At 66.2% G+C, this 18,967-nt stretch carries 17 protein-coding genes and 1 pseudogene; 15 read left to right on the forward strand and 3 right to left on the reverse strand.

Annotation, left to right across the window (positions count from 1 at the left end; translation table 11 throughout):
- Positions 1–1,974 (forward strand): annotated as a pseudogene (locus tag AWC08_RS39000) (PE family protein); the annotation flags it as partial.
- Positions 1,975–2,046: 72 nt separating this feature from the next.
- On the opposite strand, the gene AWC08_RS09975 reads toward AWC08_RS39000, so the two are convergent.
- Together AWC08_RS09975 and AWC08_RS09980 are read right to left on the reverse strand one after the other, a co-directional pair.
- On the reverse strand, positions 2,047–2,577 hold the full coding sequence (locus AWC08_RS09975) for a hypothetical protein (protein ID WP_069434362.1): 531 nt from the start codon (positions 2,575–2,577) through the stop codon (positions 2,047–2,049).
- A 46-nt stretch (positions 2,578–2,623) separates the two neighbouring features.
- Positions 2,624–3,703 (reverse strand): ferredoxin--NADP reductase, encoded by a 1,080-nt coding sequence (locus AWC08_RS09980; protein WP_065132084.1) that lies wholly within the window; start codon positions 3,701–3,703, stop codon positions 2,624–2,626.
- A gap of 146 nt (positions 3,704–3,849) precedes the next feature.
- Here AWC08_RS09980 and hsaA point away from each other — a divergent pair, with 146 nt between their 5' ends.
- From hsaA to AWC08_RS10005, 5 genes are all read left to right on the forward strand, one after another.
- A complete protein-coding gene (hsaA, locus tag AWC08_RS09985; protein WP_065132085.1) occupies positions 3,850–5,034 on the forward strand; it encodes a 3-hydroxy-9,10-secoandrosta-1,3,5(10)-triene-9,17-dione monooxygenase oxygenase subunit in 1,185 nt (394 codons plus the stop codon).
- Positions 5,035–5,036: 2 nt separating this feature from the next.
- Positions 5,037–5,912 carry a 4,5:9,10-diseco-3-hydroxy-5,9,17-trioxoandrosta-1(10),2-diene-4-oate hydrolase gene (gene hsaD, locus AWC08_RS09990; RefSeq protein ID WP_065132086.1) on the forward strand — a complete coding sequence of 292 codons (876 nt, stop codon included), beginning with the start codon at positions 5,037–5,039 and terminating at the stop codon, positions 5,910–5,912.
- Complete coding sequence (gene hsaC / locus AWC08_RS09995) at positions 5,909–6,811, forward strand: iron-dependent extradiol dioxygenase HsaC (RefSeq protein WP_065132087.1); 903 nt, start codon at positions 5,909–5,911, stop codon at positions 6,809–6,811. Before hsaD ends, hsaC begins: the two co-directional genes overlap by 4 nt.
- A gap of 9 nt (positions 6,812–6,820) precedes the next feature.
- Positions 6,821–7,387, forward strand: a complete 567-nt coding sequence (hsaB, locus tag AWC08_RS10000) for a 3-hydroxy-9,10-secoandrosta-1,3,5(10)-triene-9,17-dione monooxygenase reductase subunit (RefSeq protein ID WP_065132088.1) — start codon at positions 6,821–6,823, stop codon at positions 7,385–7,387.
- A 207-nt stretch (positions 7,388–7,594) separates the two neighbouring features.
- A complete protein-coding gene (locus AWC08_RS10005) occupies positions 7,595–8,203 on the forward strand; it encodes a hypothetical protein (protein WP_065132089.1) in 609 nt (202 codons plus the stop codon).
- A gap of 13 nt (positions 8,204–8,216) precedes the next feature.
- Here AWC08_RS10005 and AWC08_RS10010 read toward each other — a convergent pair whose 3' ends face one another.
- The gene (locus tag AWC08_RS10010; RefSeq protein WP_065132090.1) at positions 8,217–9,947 is read right to left on the reverse strand and encodes a GMC oxidoreductase; all 1,731 of its coding nucleotides are present in this window, start codon (positions 9,945–9,947) and stop codon (positions 8,217–8,219) included.
- A 325-nt stretch (positions 9,948–10,272) separates the two neighbouring features.
- On the opposite strand from AWC08_RS10010, the gene AWC08_RS10015 reads away from it, so the two are divergent.
- The 9 genes from AWC08_RS10015 to AWC08_RS10055 are packed head-to-tail and all read left to right on the forward strand — an operon-like array spanning position 10,273 to position 18,796.
- Positions 10,273–11,169: an MlaE family ABC transporter permease gene (locus AWC08_RS10015; protein ID WP_082986066.1), complete on the forward strand. Its 897-nt coding sequence runs from the start codon at positions 10,273–10,275 to the stop codon at positions 11,167–11,169.
- Positions 11,169–12,053, forward strand: a complete 885-nt coding sequence (locus AWC08_RS10020) for an MlaE family ABC transporter permease (RefSeq protein ID WP_065132091.1) — start codon at positions 11,169–11,171, stop codon at positions 12,051–12,053. The genes AWC08_RS10015 and AWC08_RS10020 overlap by 1 nt, the downstream gene beginning before the upstream one ends.
- A gap of 3 nt (positions 12,054–12,056) precedes the next feature.
- Complete coding sequence (locus tag AWC08_RS10025) at positions 12,057–13,049, forward strand: MlaD family protein (protein WP_065132092.1); 993 nt, start codon at positions 12,057–12,059, stop codon at positions 13,047–13,049.
- Positions 13,046–14,050: an MlaD family protein gene (locus AWC08_RS10030; RefSeq protein ID WP_065132093.1), complete on the forward strand. Its 1,005-nt coding sequence runs from the start codon at positions 13,046–13,048 to the stop codon at positions 14,048–14,050. The genes AWC08_RS10025 and AWC08_RS10030 overlap by 4 nt, the downstream gene beginning before the upstream one ends.
- On the forward strand, positions 14,047–15,054 hold the full coding sequence (locus AWC08_RS10035; RefSeq protein ID WP_069434360.1) for an MlaD family protein: 1,008 nt from the start codon (positions 14,047–14,049) through the stop codon (positions 15,052–15,054). Before AWC08_RS10030 ends, AWC08_RS10035 begins: the two co-directional genes overlap by 4 nt.
- A gap of 1 nt (position 15,055) precedes the next feature.
- The gene (locus AWC08_RS10040; protein WP_069434359.1) at positions 15,056–16,180 is read left to right on the forward strand and encodes an MlaD family protein; all 1,125 of its coding nucleotides are present in this window, start codon (positions 15,056–15,058) and stop codon (positions 16,178–16,180) included.
- A complete protein-coding gene (locus AWC08_RS10045; RefSeq protein ID WP_065132096.1) occupies positions 16,177–17,181 on the forward strand; it encodes an MlaD family protein in 1,005 nt (334 codons plus the stop codon). Before AWC08_RS10040 ends, AWC08_RS10045 begins: the two co-directional genes overlap by 4 nt.
- The gene (locus AWC08_RS10050; protein WP_069434358.1) at positions 17,178–18,143 is read left to right on the forward strand and encodes an MlaD family protein; all 966 of its coding nucleotides are present in this window, start codon (positions 17,178–17,180) and stop codon (positions 18,141–18,143) included. Before AWC08_RS10045 ends, AWC08_RS10050 begins: the two co-directional genes overlap by 4 nt.
- A complete protein-coding gene (locus AWC08_RS10055) occupies positions 18,140–18,796 on the forward strand; it encodes a hypothetical protein (protein WP_232007981.1) in 657 nt (218 codons plus the stop codon). Before AWC08_RS10050 ends, AWC08_RS10055 begins: the two co-directional genes overlap by 4 nt.
- The last annotated feature ends 171 nt before the right edge of the window (positions 18,797–18,967 follow it).

Consider the following 18,967-nt stretch of genomic DNA (forward strand, 5'->3'; position numbering starts at 1 on the left):
GGCGGGGCCGGTGGCGTCGGCGGTGCAGGTGGTGTCGGCGCGGTCGGTGACACCGGTGCGACAGGAGCCATCGGCGGTGCCGGGGGCGCAGGCGGTGCCGGCGGTGCGGCGGCTGGGCCGCTTGGCGTGGGTGGGTTGCTGGGCGCCGGTGGGGCCGGTGGTCATGGCGGGGTCGGCGGAATCGGGGGCCAGGGAGGCGCGGGCACCGACCACAGCGCCACCATCGGCCAAGTCGGCGGAGCCGGCGGGATTGGCGGCACTGGCGGTGCGGGTGGTGCGTCGGGTGCCGGTGGAGCTGGCGGATTGTTCGGTAGCGCAGGGCAGGTGGGCGCCGCCGGTGACGGCGGCCAGGGTGGTTCGGGTGGACATGGCGGCGCCGGTGGTGCGGGCGCGGCGGCACTTGCGGCCGGAGCGACCGGCGATTCCGGTGCGCGCGGCGGGGCGGGCGGTAATGGCGGTGCCGGTGGAGCCGCAGGCGCCGGTAGCGGTGGTCGCCAGGGTGCCGGTGGAGTTGGCGGTAGCGGCGGGGTCGGCGGCACCGGCGGCCAAGGCGGTACCGGTGCGGATAGCACCTCGACGGCGCAGGCTGCCCAGAGCGGCGGGACCGGCGGGACCGGCGGGGCTGGTGGAGACGCGGGAACTGGTGGTGTCGGGTTCGGTGGCACGGCGGCCTCGGGCCAGGCCGGTGACGGCGGCCAGGGCGGCGTCGGCGGCAACGGCGGGCGTGGTGCGGACTTCACCGCGGCGGTGGCGGCCGGTCAGCAGGGTGGCCAGGGCGGTCACGGTGGGGCCGGCGGCACCGGGGGTGCCGGCGGGGCCGCGGGCCAGGGTGGTGGCGGCAACCAGGGTGTCGGTGGTGTCGGCGGCACCGGCGGTGCCGGCGGCACCGGCGGCACCGGTGGCACCGGCAACGACGGCACCGGCTCGGGCCAGGCCGGTAATGTCGGCGGCACCGGCGGTGCCGGCGGGACCGGTGGGGACGCCGGCAACGGCGCCGACAGTGCGTCCGTGACCCAGTCGGGCCAGGCCGGCGGGACCGGCGGGACCGGCGGGACCGGTGGGGACGCCGGTGGCGGTGGTGTCGGGTTCGGTGGCACGGCGGCCGGCGGCAAGGGCGGCACCGGCGGTATAGGCGGTGACGGTGGCACCGGTGGTAAGGGCTTCGGCAGCACAGTCTTTGGTGGTCCTACCACCCAGGGTGGCAGCGGCGGCACCGGCGGCACCGGCGGCCTCGGTGGAAACACCCCCTCGGGCGGACAGAACGGCACGGGCGGCCAAGGTGGTCGCGGCGGCGCCGGCGGCTCAGGCGGCGACTACAGCGTGGCATTCCTCGCGGACGGAACCGGCGGGGGCGGCGGCGGCGGCGGTGCCGGCGGCGCCGGCGGTCAAGCGGGCACCGGTACCGGTTCCCTCGGAACGGGTGGCAGCGGCGGCACGGGTGGTACCGGTGGTAACGGCGGGAATGCGACCAATGGACTTCCGCTCACCGGATTCGGCGGCACAGGAGGTAGCGGAGGTGTTGGTGCATTCGGCGCAACGGCACCCGGCGCCGGCGGCGCTGGGGGCGGCGGAGGTGCCGGCGGCTACGTGACCCAGTTCGGCGGCGCTGCCGGCGGTGGCGGTGGCGGTGGCGGCGCCGCGGTCGCAGTCGGTGGGCAGGGCGGCAGCGGCGGCGCAGGCGGCGATGTCGGCACCGGGATACCCGCTTACACAGGCGGCTCCGGCGGCGCGGGCACGTTCTTGGTGCCCGGTTCTGCTGGCGGCGGCGGAGGTGGCGGGGGCGCCGGCGTCAACATCTCCAACGTGTTCGCCAACGGCGGCAACGGCTTCGCCGGTAACAACGGCAGCGGGGGCGGCACCGGTGCCGTCGGAGGAAACAGCGGTGGCTCCGGCGGCTCCAACCCAGGACAAGGTGGTCAAGGAGGTATCGGGTACAACAGCAACGGCAACGGCGGCACTGGCGGCTCCACCTAAAGTGCCGGCCTGTCGTGCGGCGGGTTCGACCCGGCTAGCTGCGCCACCCAGCGAGCCCTAGGAGCGGCCAGCCTAGGAGAAGTTAGTCTGCGCGCAGGTGCTGGGTGAGGTGAGGTTGACGCCCGAGTACACCACCTGCATGTGGGTGCACACGAAGACCATCACGTTGGTCATCGGCTGCCCGGTCGACCAACTGGTCGAGTCGATGACACCGGTGGTCTGGTACTTGTCCGGCGGTCCCTCGCCGAAGTAGACGGTGGTGATCACGTCGCCCCCGCCGGTTTTCATCACCCGCTCGAACTGGCTCGTCGCATGGGCATCCAGGTAGGCCACCCGGCTGTTGGAGCGGATCTCGGTGGTTTGCCGCGCCCACAGGCCCGGGGGGAAACCCGCCGGCCCGTCGGGGGTCATCAGGTTCGCGCCCGCGACGAAATCGCAGCTGCCGTTGCCATGGCAGTCGACGAAGCTGTGCGTCTGGATCTGGGTAGCTTCGTCGACCGGGAAGAGCGTGGTCGCGGTGTTGCTGGCGGCCGAAGCCATCGGAGTGGGCGCCAGCGCCGCGAGCAGCCCACCCAGCGCCAGACCCGGTAACAGCCGCTTCATCCTGCTCCCCTTCCCACCGATCGCCAAGCAGAACTTATCCCCGCGACTATTCGTCGTAGGTCACTTCTACCGAATCAGATTCCGGGTGAGATTGACAGGCCAGGATCAGCCCGTCGTCGAGGTCCTGCTGTTCGAGCACGTCGTTGACCTCCATGCTCACCTTGCCGCTGCGCAGGGTCACCGCGCAGGCGCCGCAGTGCCCTTCCCGGCAGGAGAACGGGGCGTCTAGCCCCTTGGCCAGCAGCACGTCGAGCAGTTTGGCGTTGCGCGGCCAGGACACGGTGTGGGTTTCGCCGTCCAGCTCCACGACCGCGGTGGCCGCCTCCTCGTCACCGGCGTCCTTGATCGTCACGGCCGCGAACGGGTCGGACTCCAGCGACTTGAATACCTCGATGTGCACCTGCTGCGCAGGCACTTTCAGCGTTTCCAACGCGAGCCGGGCCGCCTCCATGAAGGGCCCGGGCCCGCAGATGAAGGCCGGGCGACCAGTGAACGGCGCCGCCAGTGCCGCCAGCGCGGCCGCGCTCGGTAGGCCTTGCAGCGACTCCAGCCAATGCACCACGGTGAGCCGGTCCGGGTACTTGGTGGCCAGCTCTCGCAGCGCGTCGCGGAAGATGACCGAGCGGTCGTCGCGGTTGGCGTAGACGAGCGTCACCTGCCCGCTGCCTTCGGACAACGCTGATTTGCAGATCGACATGATCGGGGTGATTCCGCTACCGGCGGCCAGCAACAGGAAGTCGTCGTCCAGCGTCTTGGGCACGAAAGTGCCCGAGGGGGCGAGCACGTGGATGCGCATGCCCTTATGGGCGTGCTCGCACAGCCAGTTGGACGCGTAACCGTCCGCCGTCCGCTTCACCGTCACCGTCAGCGAGTCGTCGGTGAACGGCGAACTGCACAGCGAGTAGCAGCGCGCCACCGAGCCGGTGCGGTCGCTGGGCACCCGCAGGGTCAGGAACTGACCGGGCGCATAACGCAGTCGCTCGGGCGGTACGGGTGCATCACCGGGTGCCTCGAACACCAATGACCGCGCGTCGTCGGTTTCGGCGACGACGTCGGCGATCTGCAGCTCCAGGACATGGTCGCCCAGCGGCTCGTCAGGTGCTTGGTCCAGATCCGCCTCAGTCAAGGCGCTTCCTCTCTTCGGTCTCAACTAGAACATGTTATAGAAAACCCGATTCGCATCTCTACCAGCCGCAGGAATACCCTGCTCGACACAAATCGGAACGTGTTCTAGTCTTTGTGTAAGTCAGCACTCCCAGGAGGCATACGTCAGTGACCACTATTCAACAGCGTGATGCGCAGACGGTCCTAGCTGCCATCGATGATCTGCTGCCGCGGATCCGGGAGCGTGCTCAGGCCACAGAAGATCGGCGCCGCTTGCTCGACGAGACCGTTGCGGAACTGGACGAGGTCGGCTTCTTCACGCTGCTGCAGCCGGAGCAGTGGGGCGGACTGCAGTGCGAACCCGCCCTGTTCTTCGAGGCGGTGCGCCGCCTGGCCAGTGCGTGCGGTTCCACCGGCTGGGTGAGCTCGATCCTCGGTGTGCACAACTGGCACATGGCGCTGTTCGACCAGCAGGCCCAGGAAGAGGTCTGGGGTGAGGACGCCAGGACCCGTATCTCCTCGTCGTACGCCCCGATGGGCGCCGGTGTCGTCGTCGACGGCGGCTACCTGGTCAACGGGTCGTGGAACTGGTCATCCGGCTGCGACCACGCCACCTGGGCCTTCCTCGGCGGACCGGTCATCAAGGACGGTCGCCCGGTCGACTTCGGCAGCTTCCTGATCCCCCGCACCGAGTACCGCATCGACGACGTGTGGCACGTGGTCGGGCTGAAGGGCACCGGCAGCAACACCGTCGTCGTCAAGGACGTGTTCGTGCCCCGGCACCGGTTCCTGTCCTACAAGGCGATGAACGACGGCACCGCCGGCGGTTATCAGACCAACACCGCCCCGGTTTACAAGATGCCTTGGGGCACAATGCATCCCACTACCATTTCGGCGCCCATCGTGGGCATGGCGTACGGCGCCTACCAGGCGCATGTGGAGCACCAGGGCAAGCGGGTGCGCGCCGCGTTCGCCGGCGAGAAGGCCAAGGACGACCCGTTCGCCAAGGTGCGCATCGCCGAGGCGGCCAGTGACATCGACGCGGCCTGGCGGCAGCTGAGCGGCAACGTTTCCGACGAGTACGCACTGTTGGCGGCCGGCAAGGAGATCCCGTTCGAGCTGCGGGCCCGGGCCCGGCGCGACCAGGTGCGCGCCACCGGCCGCGCGATCGCTTCGATCGACCGGCTGTTCGAGGCCTCCGGTGCCACCGCACTGGCCAATGACGCACCGGTACAACGCTTCTGGCGGGATGCGCACGCCGGTCGGGTGCACGCAGCCAACGACCCCGAGCGGGCGTACGTGATCTTCGGTAACAACGAGTTCGGGTTGCCCCCCGGCGACACCATGGTCTAGGGATGACCGCCACCGAGGAAATAACGTTCGAATCAACGTCGCGCACCGCGGAAGTCGACGTCGACGGACCGCTGAAGCTGCACTATCACGAGGCGGGCGCCGGTAACGACCAGACGGTGGTGCTGTTGCACGGCGGGGGACCCGGCGCGTCGAGTTGGTCCAACTTCTCGCGCAACATCGCCGTGCTGGCGCGGCAGTTTCGCGTGCTGGCGGTCGACCAGCCCGGCTACGGCCACTCCGACAAGCGGGCCGAGCACGGGCAGTTCAACCGGTACGCGGCCCGGGCCCTCAAAGGTCTGTTCGACCAGCTTGAGCTGGGACGCGTTCCGCTGGTGGGCAATTCACTCGGCGGTGGCACCGCGGTGCGATTCGCGCTGGACTACCCGGACCGGGCCGGCAAGCTGGTGTTGATGGGGCCGGGCGGTCTGAGCGTCAACCTGTTCGCGCCCGACCCGACCGAAGGCGTCAAGCGGCTGGGCAAGTTCTCCATGGAGCCCACCCGCGAAAACCTCGAGGCGTTCCTGCGGGTCATGGTGTACGACCAGAAACTGATCACACCCGAGCTGATCGACCAGCGCTTCGAACTGGCCAGCACGCCAGAGTCGTTGCAGGCGACCCGCGCGATGGGAATGTCGTTCTCCGGGGCCGACTTCGAGCTCGGCATGATGTGGCGCGAGGTGTACAAGCTGCGCCAGCCGGTGCTGTTGATCTGGGGCCGCGAGGACCGGGTCAACCCGCTGGACGGCGCGCTGGTGGCGCTGAAAACCATTCCGAGGGCCCAGCTGCACGTTTTCGGGCAGTGCGGACACTGGGCTCAGGTGGAGAAGTTCGACGAGTTCAACAACCTGACAATCGATTTCCTAGGAGGTGCGAGATGAGCATCCGGTCATTGGGCTATCTGCGCATCGAGGCCACCGACATGGCCGCGTGGCGAGACTACGGCCTGAAGGTGCTCGGCATGGTCGAGGGCAAGGGCACCGTCGAAGGTGCCCTCTACCTTCGGATGGACGACTTTCCGGCCCGGCTGGTGATCGTTCCCGGCGAGCAGGACCGGCTGGCCGAGGCCGGCTGGGAGTGCGCGAACGCGCAAGGGCTGCAGGAGATCCGGAATCGGCTGGAGATAGAGGGCACGCCGTACAAGGAAGCCACCGCCGCCGAACTGGCCGAACGCCGGGTCGACGAGTTAATCCTGTTCAACGATCCCTCCGGCAACCCATTGGCGGTCTTCCATGGCGCGGCCCTGGAACACCGCCGCGTGGTCAGTCCCTACGGGCACAAGTTCGTCACCGAGGAACAGGGCCTGGGTCACGTGGTGCTGACCACCCGCGACGACGCCGAGGCGCTGCACTTCTACCGCGACGTGCTCGGTTTCAAGCTGCGGGACTCGATGCGGATGCCCCCGCAGGTGGTGGGCCGACCCGCCGACGGCGCGCCGGCGTGGCTGCGGTTCTTCGGCTGCAATCCCCGGCACCACTCGCTGGCCTTCCTGCCGATGCCGACGCCGTCGGGCATCGTGCACCTGATGGTGGAAGTGGAGAATTCCGACGACGTCGGCCTGTGCCTGGACCGCGCGCTGCGCCGCAAGGTGCCCATGTCGGCCACCCTCGGCCGGCATGTCAATGACTTGATGCTGTCCTTCTACATGAAGACGCCAGGCGGATTCGACGTCGAATTCGGTTGCGAGGGCAGGAAAGTGCAAGACGACGACTGGATTGCGCGGGAGAGCACCGCGGTGAGCCTGTGGGGCCACGACTTCAGCGTCGGCATGCGTGGCTAACCTTCAGTAATGACTGCTGCGCCGATTGACCCGCGCGCATTCCGCACCGTGCTGGGTCAGTTCTGCACCGGGATCACCATCATCACCACCGTGCACGACGACGTGCCGGTCGGCTTCGCCTGCCAGTCGTTCGCCGCGCTGTCGCTGGACCCGCCACTGGTGCTGTTCTGCCCGACCAAGGTCTCCCGCTCCTGGCAGGCCATCGAGGCCAGTGGCCGGTTCTGCGTCAACGTGCTCACCGAGTCGCAAAAGCACGTCTCGGCCCGATTCGGCTCCAAAGAGCCTGACAAGTTCGCCGGAATCGACTGGCGCGCTTCGGAACTCGGCTCGCCGATCATCGAGGGCTCGCTGGCCTACATCGACTGCACAGTGGCGTCGGTGCATGACGGGGGTGATCACTTCGTCGTGTTCGGTGCGGTGAATTCGCTGTCCGAGGTGCCCAAGATCAAACCCCGTCCGTTGCTGTTTTATCGCGGCTCGTACACCGGCATCGAGCCGGACAAGACCACGCCGGCGCAGTGGCGCGACGACTTAGAGGCATTTCTGACGACCACGACGGACGACACCTGGCTTTAGCCGACGTCTGTCAACCGGCTTTACGCGCGCCCAGAAAAACTGATCGCGGCGTGAATTTGTCCAGCGATGCGATCGCGAATTGTCGCATATTAGACAAAATTGTCTTTTGCAGAAGCTGTTCCATTTCGGCTATTGCGGGGTTAACATCTGGGCCATTGCGCTCCGCCTGGATGACCTATGGGGCCCGATCACAGATAAGGGTATGAAATGTCAGTTGAAGCAACCGAATCCCGCGTTACCGAACTGCGGCAGCGGGAGGCGGCCGACGAGGCCTGGCAATGGATCGTCGACCTGAAAGAGCGAGCGAAGTCTGACAGTGCCGCCGCAGCGGCCGAACTGGACGCGATCTTCCGCAACGGGACGCCGCCGGGCGACCTGGACGGGGCTACCGACGGCATTCTCGTGATGACGACGACTAATCCGGTCGTCGACGCGGCGGCACGCTTCGTCACCAACCTGTGGATGCCGTGGCAGGGCAAGCGGTTCGACCTCGCGGCCGGCACCGGCGACAACCGGATGACCTCCAATGCCAAGCTTCCGTCGAAGTTGCTGTGGCCGCTGTACAAGATGAAGGACGCCGCCGACGGCAAGCTCGCCTTCGACTTCAAGACTTATCAGGACGCCGGCAAGCAGGACCCGGATGTGCAGGTCATGGTCATCGACTATGCAGACGTCAAGGAAAATCCCTACGTGATCATCCGCAGCATCCGCGACGAACTGGTCGAGGTGGTGCCGGGCACCTACCTGGGCAAGATCCTGTTCCGCCTGCCCCGGGACCGCTACGAGATGATCGGCTTCTTCGCGCTGCGCACCTAGTCTGACGACCGGCCTAGGCCCGGTCGTCACCTTCGACGGCCGGGTCATAGCCGGGCAGGTCCAGCTCCTCGCGCATCAGTTCGGCCGTCCGCTCGGCGAACATCGAGATGGTCAGGAACGGGTTGACCCCGATCGCCCGTGGGATCACCGACGCGTCGCACACGTACAACCCGTCGTAAGTGCCGCCGTCCGGCCGGAACACCCGCCCCGCATGGTCGACCACGCCCGCGTCGACGTTGTCCGCCGTGGTGCAGCCGCCCATCGGATGAGCGGTGATCAGGTGCTTGCCCAGGAACCGCTTGTCCCAGCGCGGGTTCTTGATATAGGTGCCGCCGATGGCTTCGACCGCCGGCCGCATGACGGCGTCCACATCCTTGTAGACAAGCTCCGTGGGCGCCCCGGGCCAGTCGATCTTGACGGTGCCGTTCTTGCGCAACACCAGCTCGCCGTCGGAGTTGTCGTGCACCATGATCAGGAAGCCGAGCGAGTGGTTCATCGCCCCGTCGGTGTTGAACGTGATGTCGCGCCGCCACCGGTCCAGCTTGTCTCTGCGATAGTCGCGGTAGCTCGTCGCGGCCAGACCCATCAGCCCGAAGCGGAAGCTGTCAATCAGCGCGCGGGGCAGCGACAGATCCTGCACCGTGAATCGTTTGCGCAGGTCGGACTGGTCGGCGCCGAAGCGCATCGCGGCGGTGATGCTGGGCCCACACGCCAGCAATGAGCGTGGCGGCCCGTCGGTGGTGGCCCAGGTTTGGGTGTCGGTCCGCATGTCGGTGTTGTAGGCGATGCCGAAGTTGTCGCCGTTGCCGCTGAAGTTCTTGCCGACCCGGGTCGACAACGCCAACCCGGCCTGACCCGAGCGCAGCAGGATCCCGTTGCTTCCCAAGGTGCCTGCCGACACCACCACCTGCCGGGCCAGCACCGCGGTCTCTTGGCCGCCCTTGCCGCTGGTGCGACGGGTGATCACGCGCCAGCGGCCGTCGTCGGTCGGCTCGACGCGCAGCCCCTCGATACCGGCGAACAGCTCGACGCCGAAGTGAGCGGCCATCGGCAGGTAATTGGTCATGAGGGTGTTCTTCGAACCGGTGTTGTCGCCGGTCCCGTCGCCGCCGTGGTTGGGGCATCGCCGGCGCTGCACACCGTATTTGGTGACCCGGTCCTCGGTGCTGACGGTGAGATTGAGCAGTTGTAGCTGGGCGCCGGCGTTCTTGGCGATCTGGGTGAAGGCGTCGACTCGGCGCAGCGGCACGTTTTCGGCGTACGGCACCGCGCCCAGCATCCGCCGGGCCCGCGCGTAGTACTCCTCGAGCCCGCCGACCCCCTCCCGCTCCTGCTCCACCAGCCGCTGAAACGCCTTGGGCCACGAGGCCAGGAACACTTCCCGGTCCGGCACGATCGCCACGTTGAAGTTGATCAGCGAGGTGCCACCCAGGCCGTTGGCGTGGATGACGTCGATGGTTTTGAAGCGTTCGAGTTCGATCAACCCCAGTGGATTGAGCGGCGAACGCAGTTCAGCCGCTGCCGCCTTCTCGGTCTCCGGGAAGGTGCCGGTCGGGTGCTCGGAGCCGCGCTCGAAGACCGCGATGCGCAGCTTGCCGCCGGCCCGCGCATTGGCCACCCCGAGCCGTGCTGCGGTGATGGCGCCTCCGTAACCGGAGCCGAGGATCACTACGTCGTACTCGCTGCGCAGCGCATCCGGTGCGGTGGCCAGTGTCGCGGCGGTTTGTGAAGCCGTTGCCTCCATGGCGGCAACCTCCAATGTCAAGGAACCGGTAAATGTGTAGCGCAGCCTAAACCGGTGGCGGCTTGCATACCACAGTTCGCCGCAAATTGGCCGAGAAACTCTTCCGGCTTGACGTGCCGGCCTTTATCGAAGCGGTATAGCAACCGCGTAAAGATACTTTACATTTGAAATTCAGCACAATATGTCCACGCTCTGGACACGGCATCACGGCACCCGAAAGAAATAACAATTGGGACTCGCTTTAATAACGCCCGGTGTTGTACTGTGCGAACTCACTAACAACGTCAGTTAGCCCAAACTTCCGTGTGATCCCCGGGGAATCGTCATGTCTATTTCGTCTGCCTGCCCAGTTGCGGCCGGCTCGCGGACGGTTGCGCCGGAAGCACCTGTGATGCCTCGCCGTAGCGCTCCGAGGATCGTCAGTGCGGGGCGCCGGGCTGTCCGAAAGGCCGACGGCTCGCTGCAGACGCTGGGACGTTTCTTCGACCTGGCCATCCAGTCGGCGGTCTACCTGATCACCGATCTGCTCCGGCTGCGCCACCCGTGGCGGGACACCTTGCACCAGGCGTCGTTCATCGTCAGCGTCACCGCGATCCCCGCGCTGCTGATCTCCATCCCGTTCGGCGTCATCGTCGCCGTCCAGGTGGGCAGCGTCATCCAACAGGTGGGTGCGACCTCGATCTCCGGTGCGGCCGGCGGACTGGGCGTGATTAGGCAGGCCGCGCCGATCGTCGCCGCGCTGCTGCTGGGCGGCGCGGCCGGTGCGGCAGTCACCACCGACCTCGGCGCGCGCAGCATCCGCGACGAGGTTGACGCGTTGCGGGTCATGGGCATCAACCCGGTGCAACGCCTGGTGACGCCCCGGCTGGCCGCGATGATGCTGGTGGCGCCGTTCCTGTGCGTCTTCATCATTTTCATGGGCCTGTCGGCCGGCTACGTGATCAATGTGGCCTTCCAGGACGGCACTCCGGGCAGCTACATCGCCTCGTTCGGATCCTTTGCCACCACAGCCGATCTCGTCGTCGCTCTGCTGAAGACGTGGTTGTTCGGCGTCATCGTCACACTGATCGCCTGCCAACGGGGGCTGGAGGCCAGGGGCGGCCCGCGCGGGGTGGCTGACGCGGTCAACGCCGCCGTCGTGCTGGGCGTCGTCGCGGTCTTTCTGCTCAACCTGGTGATCACCGAACTAGTCACCACGCTCATGCCGACGAAGGTGGGCTGATGACGGGATATGTGGCAAGGCCGGCTGAGTACCGGCCCGGCGGCGTGGCCGCAGCTCTGCGGCTGCCACAGGCAATAGCCAATCGGGGTCTGGCGTTCTTCGAGCGTATTGGACATCAGGCCAGCTTTCTGATCCTGGCGCTGGGCGCGATCCCGCGGACCATGACCCGATACCGCCGCCACACCGGGGCGATCCTGGTCGACATGATCTGGGGCAACGGGTCATTGATCGTCGGCGGCGGGACCGTGGGAGTGCTGGTGTTCATGGGCGCCGCGATCGGGGCGTCGGTCGGCATCGAAGGATACGCCGCCCTGGACATGGTCGGAATGGGGCCGCTGACCGGCTTCATCTCCGCTTACGCCAACACCCGGGAGATGGCGCCGATGATCGCGGCGATCGGATTCGGCGCACAGGCGGGCACCCGGATGACCGCCGAGATCGGCGCTATGCGAATTTCCGAGGAGATCGATGCCCTTGAAGTACAGGGCATTTCGTCGATTCCGTACGTGGTGACTCCGCGCGTCCTCGCCGGCGTCTTCACGATCATTCCGCTTTATCTGATGTCGCTGGTCCTGAGTTACCTGTTCTGCTCCCTGGTGGTGAACGTGGTCCACCACCAGTCATCGGGCACCTACCACCACTACTTCGATGCGTTCATCCAACCGTCCGACGTGCTGCTCTCGGTGGTCAAGGCAGCCATCTTCGTGCTGTTGATTGTGGCAATCCATTGCTACGAGGGCTATTACGCGGCCGGTGGTCCCGAAGGCGTCGGCCGGGCCTCGGGCCGTGCGATCCGGGCCAGCCTGATCTCGGTGGTGGTCGCCGACATGGTGCTCACGTTGGTGTTCTGGGGCAACAATCCGGGCCTGAGGTTGTCGGGGTAGCACATGACGATCCGTAACCTGCTCGCGCGACGGGCGAGCGCCACCACCCTGAGGATTCGCGGCCTTGTCGTTGCCGTGCTGTTGGCTGCGGTGGGCAGCGTGCTCTACCAGACCGCCCAGGGATCCTACGACGACACGTTCAAGCTCACCGTGATCGCCAACACGATCGGTGAGGGCCTGGCACCCGGCGCCGAAGTCAAGTTCCACGGCCTGGCCATCGGCTCGGTGAAGGAACTGGAATCGGTCGGCTACAACAGGCAGCGCATGACGGTGGTACTCGATCCGCACCAGGCCGGGGCGCTGACCACCGATACCAAGGCCAGGTTCACCTCGTCGAACGTATTCGGCACGGCCGCAGTGGAACTCGTCAGCGAGGGCAACGGCCCGCCACTGCGGTCCAACCAGACGCTGGTGATGAGCGCCGACGTGCAGGCCGCATCGATCACCGGACTGCTACGTCAGGGCCAGAAGCTGAGCCGCAGTTTCGACAACCCGGAGTTCGAGCACGTCATCGAGGTTCTGCGCCGGCACGCCGACATCGTCGAGCCGCTGGCCCGGGCCGGATCGGACCTGGCCAAGATCATCGCCGACACCAACACCATGCCGGTCGCGCAGTCACTTTCGGTGCTGGCATCGTTCGTGAGCGGGCTGGGCGATGCGCTTCCAGTGGTCGAACTGAGCACCGGTCTGGTGGACGGGTTGACCCCGCTGGTGGGCCCCGGTGGCATCGAGCGGACCAACCTAGTTTTCGGCCAGACCGGGCAACTGCTGATTGACGTGGGTCAGCTCGCTGCGCAGAACAACGGCTGGATCGTCCAGTTGGTCAACTCGATCATGAACGTCGGCATCCCCGCGTCGTTCGCCGCGGGCAGTCTTGCCCCGGCCTACGACCGGCTGTCGGGCCTGGTCGACCGCGCGGACGGCGCGCTGACGGTGGTCGACGGACAGGTCCGGCTGCGCACCGAAGTGTCCCTGGACGGCGGACCGCGACGATGAGAAAGCTTGCAAAGCCGGTATTTTGGCTGACGGTGTTCACCGCGGTGGCCACCGTGTGCGCAATCCTGCTGCTGACCGCGCTGCGCAGTCCGGTCAACGGCGCGGTCTCGCACTACACCGCGACGTTCACCGACGTCTCCGGACTGGACGTGGGCAACGACGTGCGGATCTCCGGAGTGCAGGTAGGCAAGGTGAAGGGTATCCGGCTCGACGGCCGCACCGCCAAGGTCGATTTCACCGCGCTCAACGAACATCCGGTGTATCGCAACACCATTGCGGCCGTGCGCTACCAGAACCTGCTGGGCCAGCGCTATGTGGAGCTGGTTCAGACCTCGGCGGGCGGCCAACGTCTTCCCGACGGTTCCAGCATCCCCGTGGGCCAGACGGTGCCGTCCTTCGATATCACCAAGCTGTTCAACGGATTCCGTCCGGTATTTCAGACGCTCGACGCGGCCCAGCTCAACCAGTTCGGAGAGAACCTGCTGCGGCTCATCCAGGGTGACGACACCGGCATCGGGCCGGTGCTGCGCGACCTGGACGTCATCTCCAAGTACGCCGTCAACCGGCAGGCCGTCATCACGGTGCTGTTGCACAACCTCAGTGACCTGTCACATGATCTGGGCGGCAAGTCGCAGCAGCTGTTCGATCTCATCAACGCCCTCAACGGTGCGCTGGCGACATTCACATCCAAAGCCGAGCAGTTCCGCACTTCCATCGACATCGAACTGCCGATGATGCGCAGCCTCGTTCGGGTGCTGCAGACCGCCGAACGCGGCTTCGACGCGTCGACATCTCCGCTCTATGGTCTGACCACCCGACTGTTCCCGCAGACACCCACCGTCATCGCCGGGCTGTCTCTGGCCCCCACCCTGATCCAGGGCCTGCGCGACTCGCTGGTCGACGACGAGCGACCGGCCTTCACGTGCTCGCACGGTGAAGTCCGCCTGCCCGGCATCGGCGAAGTGTCCTTCGCTCAGCAGGATTTGGTGGTCTGCCGATGATCGGCCTGCCGAATCGTCGCGTGCTCGACGATCGCGGCGAGGCCGTCCGCAATCGCCGCCTCGGCATCGTGGGGGTGTTCGCCATCGTCGTCGCGTTGGTCACCACCGGGCTGGCATACGTCAATCCGGCCGGCCAGGCCAGCTACACCGCGCACTCGGCCACGTCCGGCGGCGTGCGGGTCGGCGACGAGGTCCGTGTTGCCGGTGTTCCGGTAGGCAAGGTGACCGGGGTCCGGCTGAGCCGGACGCTTGTCGAGGTGACGTTCGACGCCGACCGCTCGGTGTCGATCGGAAATGATTCGACGCTGGATATCCGGCTGCTGACACCACTCGGCGGTCATTACGTGGCTCTCGACCCGCAGGGCAATGTGCCATTGGGCCGCAACATCATTCCGCCGCAGCGGGTCAAGACACCGTTCGAGGGCAACGACATCATCCAGGCCGTCACGCCTTTTCTGCGCGACGTGAACGGGCAGGTCATCCACGACACGTTCACTGAACTCGCCAACGCGACCAACAAATACCCCAATGCGCTGCGTGAGATCCTGCAGTCCGCCAACGAGTTGACCGGATCGCTGAGCAAGATGAGCGGTGATTTCCACCGCGGCCTGGATTTCGTCAACGACGCCAGCAGCGCGTTCACCTCAGGGCGTCAGCAACTCACGGCTTTGATCGAGCAGTTTGCGCTGGTCGGGCAGCGCTATACCAGCAAGTCTGTCGACATCGTCGAATTCTTCACGCTGCTCGGCGAATTGACCCGCATCATCGACCGGGTGATGGTGTTCTACAACCGCGAGCTGGCGCCGTCGGTCAACGGCATCGACGACATCGTCACCGCACTGGTGGCGCATCCGGAGCGGGTAGGCAAGGCCAGCGAGGGTTTGACCCAGATCGTGAATGTGTTGTTGCCGATGCTGCAGGGGCACGGTGTCGTCGTGGACCAGAGCAACCGGGTGGTGCATGCGCCGGCCGTCTGTCTGCCCAACATGGTGAAGCAGTGCTGATATGAAGAAGAAATCCGCCTGGATCGGTGCCACGGTGCTGGCCGTGGTTGCCGGAATGGTCGCCCTCGCGGTCACCGGCGCCAAGGTGATGACACCCGCCACCCGGGAGTTGTGTGCCGAATTCAGCGACGCGGTAGGGCTTTACCCGGGAAACAAGGTGCAGCTGCTGGGCATCGATGTGGGCTCGGTGACGGCGATCGCCAACAAGCCCGATCACGTGCAGGTCGACTTCACCGTGCCCGGCGACCTCGAGTTGCCCGCGGATGTCGGGGCCCTCACCTATTCGCAGTCGATTGTCGCCGACCGGCACGTCGAGCTCACCAAGCCCTACGCCGGTGGTCCCAAGTTCTCCGGCGCGCAGTGCATCAGGCTGGAATCGACGAAGACGCCGATCAGCGTGAGCCAGACCTTCTCTGCGGTCGACAAACTCGCGGGCGCGATCCTGGGCGACGGGCCGGATCCGGCGAAAGCCCCGGGCGCCCAGGCGATCAACCAGAGTCTGGCAGCGCTGAGCCGCTCACTGGAGGGCACTGGACCAGAGACCAACCAGACACTGCGGGATCTGGTGACACTGGTGGGCGACCCCAGCCATGCCGACGCCGAATACCGTCAGTTGCTGGCCAACAGCGAGATCCTGACTTCTGATCTATTGGCGCACTGGGACACCTTCACCACGGTGTTGCAGACCTTGCCCGAGAGCCTGCGGATGATCGAGGGCCTGTCCAACGGATTTGGTTCCGCACTGGCGCATCTCGCCCATTCGCTGCCACTTCTGGTAGATGCGCTGAACCGGTTCGGACCCAGGGCGTACAACAACATCGGCGACAAACTGATCCCGTGGCTGCGGGATGTCCTCACCGCCTACACCCCGCAGATCGTCGGATTCATCAACGCCTTGCCGCCGGTCACTAATTGGCTTGCCGCGCAATATCAGCCGGCCTGGGGGTCGCACCGTGTCACATATATCCCGCCGCAGGTTTCGATGTCGCCGGCGCAGGTCAGCACTATTTGCGGCGTGCTGCGCCAGCGCAACGTACCGGGCGCGGAGGCGGCTTGCGCTCCCGGTGCGAACAACGATGCGGTCACCCTCGGGCTGACCGATCTGCTGCTGGGGGCCGCGTCATGATTCGGCGCTGGCTGGTAGCGATTTCGTTGGTGGGCGGGTGTCTCCTGTCGGGCTGCTCGCTCGATCCGGCCCGTCTGCCGGTGCCGGGTGCCTATGTGCCAATCGGCAAGTACACCATCAAGATCGAGTTTTCCAGTGTGCTGAATCTGCCGGCGCGGGCCAAGGTGGACCTCGGCGGGGTCCAGGTGGGTGTCTTGGACCGGGTCCAGCTGGTGGCCAGCACGGCCGTGGCGTACGTCGACGTCAACAACAGCGTCAAGTTGCCGCAGAACACCCGCGCAGAGCTGCGTCAGGCTACGGTGCTGGGCGACATCTACATTGCGCTGTTGCCGGCGGACAACCCGGCGCCCAGCCACCTGCACGACGGCGACACCATACCGCTGCGCAATACCGTGCCGGCTGACAATGTCGAGGACATCCTGCGCTCGGTGTCGAGCCTGGTGACCGGCGGGTCATTGAACACGCTGGAAGAATCGGTGGCCAACTTCAACAAAGCTTTCTCCAAGGATCCCGCCGAGTTGGATCGGATGCGTCAGAAGCTGGCCGGAATGCTGCGGGACCTGGCGGCCAACCAGGACAAGCTCGACGAGATCCTGGCCAGCACAGAACGTGTCAGCAACGGGTTGCTGGCCGAGACCGGAGCCTTCGACCGGCTGATCAACGAAGGGCCGGTGCGACTGCGGGCGATGTCGGCGGTACTGCCCAGCATCGTCCAATTGCTAGTGTGCGCACAGGATCTGGGCCGTTACGGCGGAGAGTTGTTGGTACCGAATACCCCCGACTTCCTGCAGATGCTGTCCTACATCACGCCCACCGTCCAGACCATCGCGTCAGCCGACACCTCACTGCCCGCGATGGCCGACAAAATGGTTGCACTGATGCGCGACAAGCTCATTCCGTTCTATAGCAACGGTGGCCCGCGAGTGAGCGTGTCGGTCGATCCGGGAACCCGCGCGGACGAGGCGATTGCGGCGATGCGGACGATGGGGATGCTGCCATGAAATTCAATGCCGGGGTAACCGTGGCGATTCTCGTTGTGGCAACGCTGCTGGGCGCGGGGTATCTCACGTTCGGAGTGCTCAAGGTGGAACCCACTGCCCAACCCACCCGGCTCACGCTGATGCTCGACAATTCCGGTGGGTTGATGCCCACGTCGCAGGTGACGATGCGCGGCATCAGGGTCGGCAAGGTGTCCGGAATCCGCACCACGGCAAGCGGACTGAAGGTCTCAATCGACCTCGACCCGGGGCATTCGATCCCCGCGGACAGCGCGATCAGCATCCAAAACCTGTCGCTGGTCGGCGAGCAGTACATCGACTTCAAGCCGGAACACATCGCGCCGCCCTATTTCAGCGACGGCACCGTGATTCCCGCCGAGCGGGTGGCATCCGCGGTCACCGTGAGCGACCTGCTGACCAAGGCCAATGCGCTGCTGTCGGTGCTCAACCCGACGTACGTCAACAATATCGTCGGCACCGTGTCGCAGGTATTCTCCGGCAACGACGCCGCCATCGACGCGTTGGCCGCCACTGCGGGCGGGGCCGCCAAGATCGAGCGCGACAACAAGCAGATGCTCGCCGCACTCTTCGGCAACCTTGCCACGCTGACCGGCAACATCAGCGACCAGGACGTCGGCGGAGTGCTCAGCCGGAGCGGGAAGTTGCTGCCGAGCTCGATCTCGGCGCTGGCCGGGCTGACCCACGAGGTCGACGTGTATGCCCGCGCCGGCGATGGGGTGTTCGCCCCCGGCGCCCCGGTCCCCGCCTTGGTAGCCAACCTCAGGCGGTACCTCGACATGCTGTCCGGGCCGCTGAGCACCTTCGCGGCGGCACTGGAGCCGGCGACCGCGCCACTGCGCGGATTGAAGGTCGACGCAGGGCATTTCGTCGACGTGTGGGAGTCGACTTTCAGTGCTGCAGGCGAAGTTCGTGTGCAGGTGAGCGTTCCGGAGGGACACCGATGAGTGACACGTTGCTTGATGAGATGGAGACGGTCGACGAGGTCGTGGTCACCGAGGAGACCGAGGAGGCTGCCGAAACCCCGCCGGATCGGTTGCGCCGGAAGCGATCCTGGCTGGTGGCACTGGCTGTCATCGCGATCGTGGCGGCCGGGTGGTTCGGGTTCGACAAGTATCGCCACGTGTCCGGCGAGCTGGCTGCGTTGCGCCAGAGCGAATCAGATCGCGATGCCGCCGCCAAGCTCGCCCGGGACTATGCGCTGAAGTCCCTGACCTACACCTTCGAGGACCCCGACGCCTTCTTCCGTTCGGTCGAAGACGGTGTGTCCCAGACGCTGAAGGACAAGTACGTCAACGCCACCGAACTGCTCAAGGGCATCATGATGCAGGCGCAGGTGACGTCCTCCGGTGAAGTGCTCGCCACCGACGCGGTGGTCCAGCCTGGGCAGGTGTATCAGGTGGTGGTGTCGGCCGCGCAGACGACACGCAACTTGCAGAACCCGAAGTCGCGGGTGTCGCTCATCCTGTTGCAGGTCACCGTCAACAAGGCGGGGGAGCGGTGGCAGGTGTCCGACATCGGGCCGAAGACCGGTAGTCACGTGGGTACGGATCCCGTCGGCCCGCTGGAGCCCGGCACGGGACCGGGGCCCGGTCGCTGACGTTTAGCGGCCTCGGCCGGTCACACCCGTCACTTCTGCATCTGTCTTCCGGGGCATGACATCGTCTGAAAGGTGATATCACCGGCGATATCGACTTCGTGAAGGAGTCATGCCGAAGTTTCCCGGTGCCAATGTGACTGTTGTGACCAAGCCGGCAGCGGCGCGGCCGGT

It is taken from the genome of Mycobacterium gordonae (assembly GCF_002101675.1).
Lineage (GTDB): Bacteria > Actinomycetota > Actinomycetes > Mycobacteriales > Mycobacteriaceae > Mycobacterium > Mycobacterium gordonae.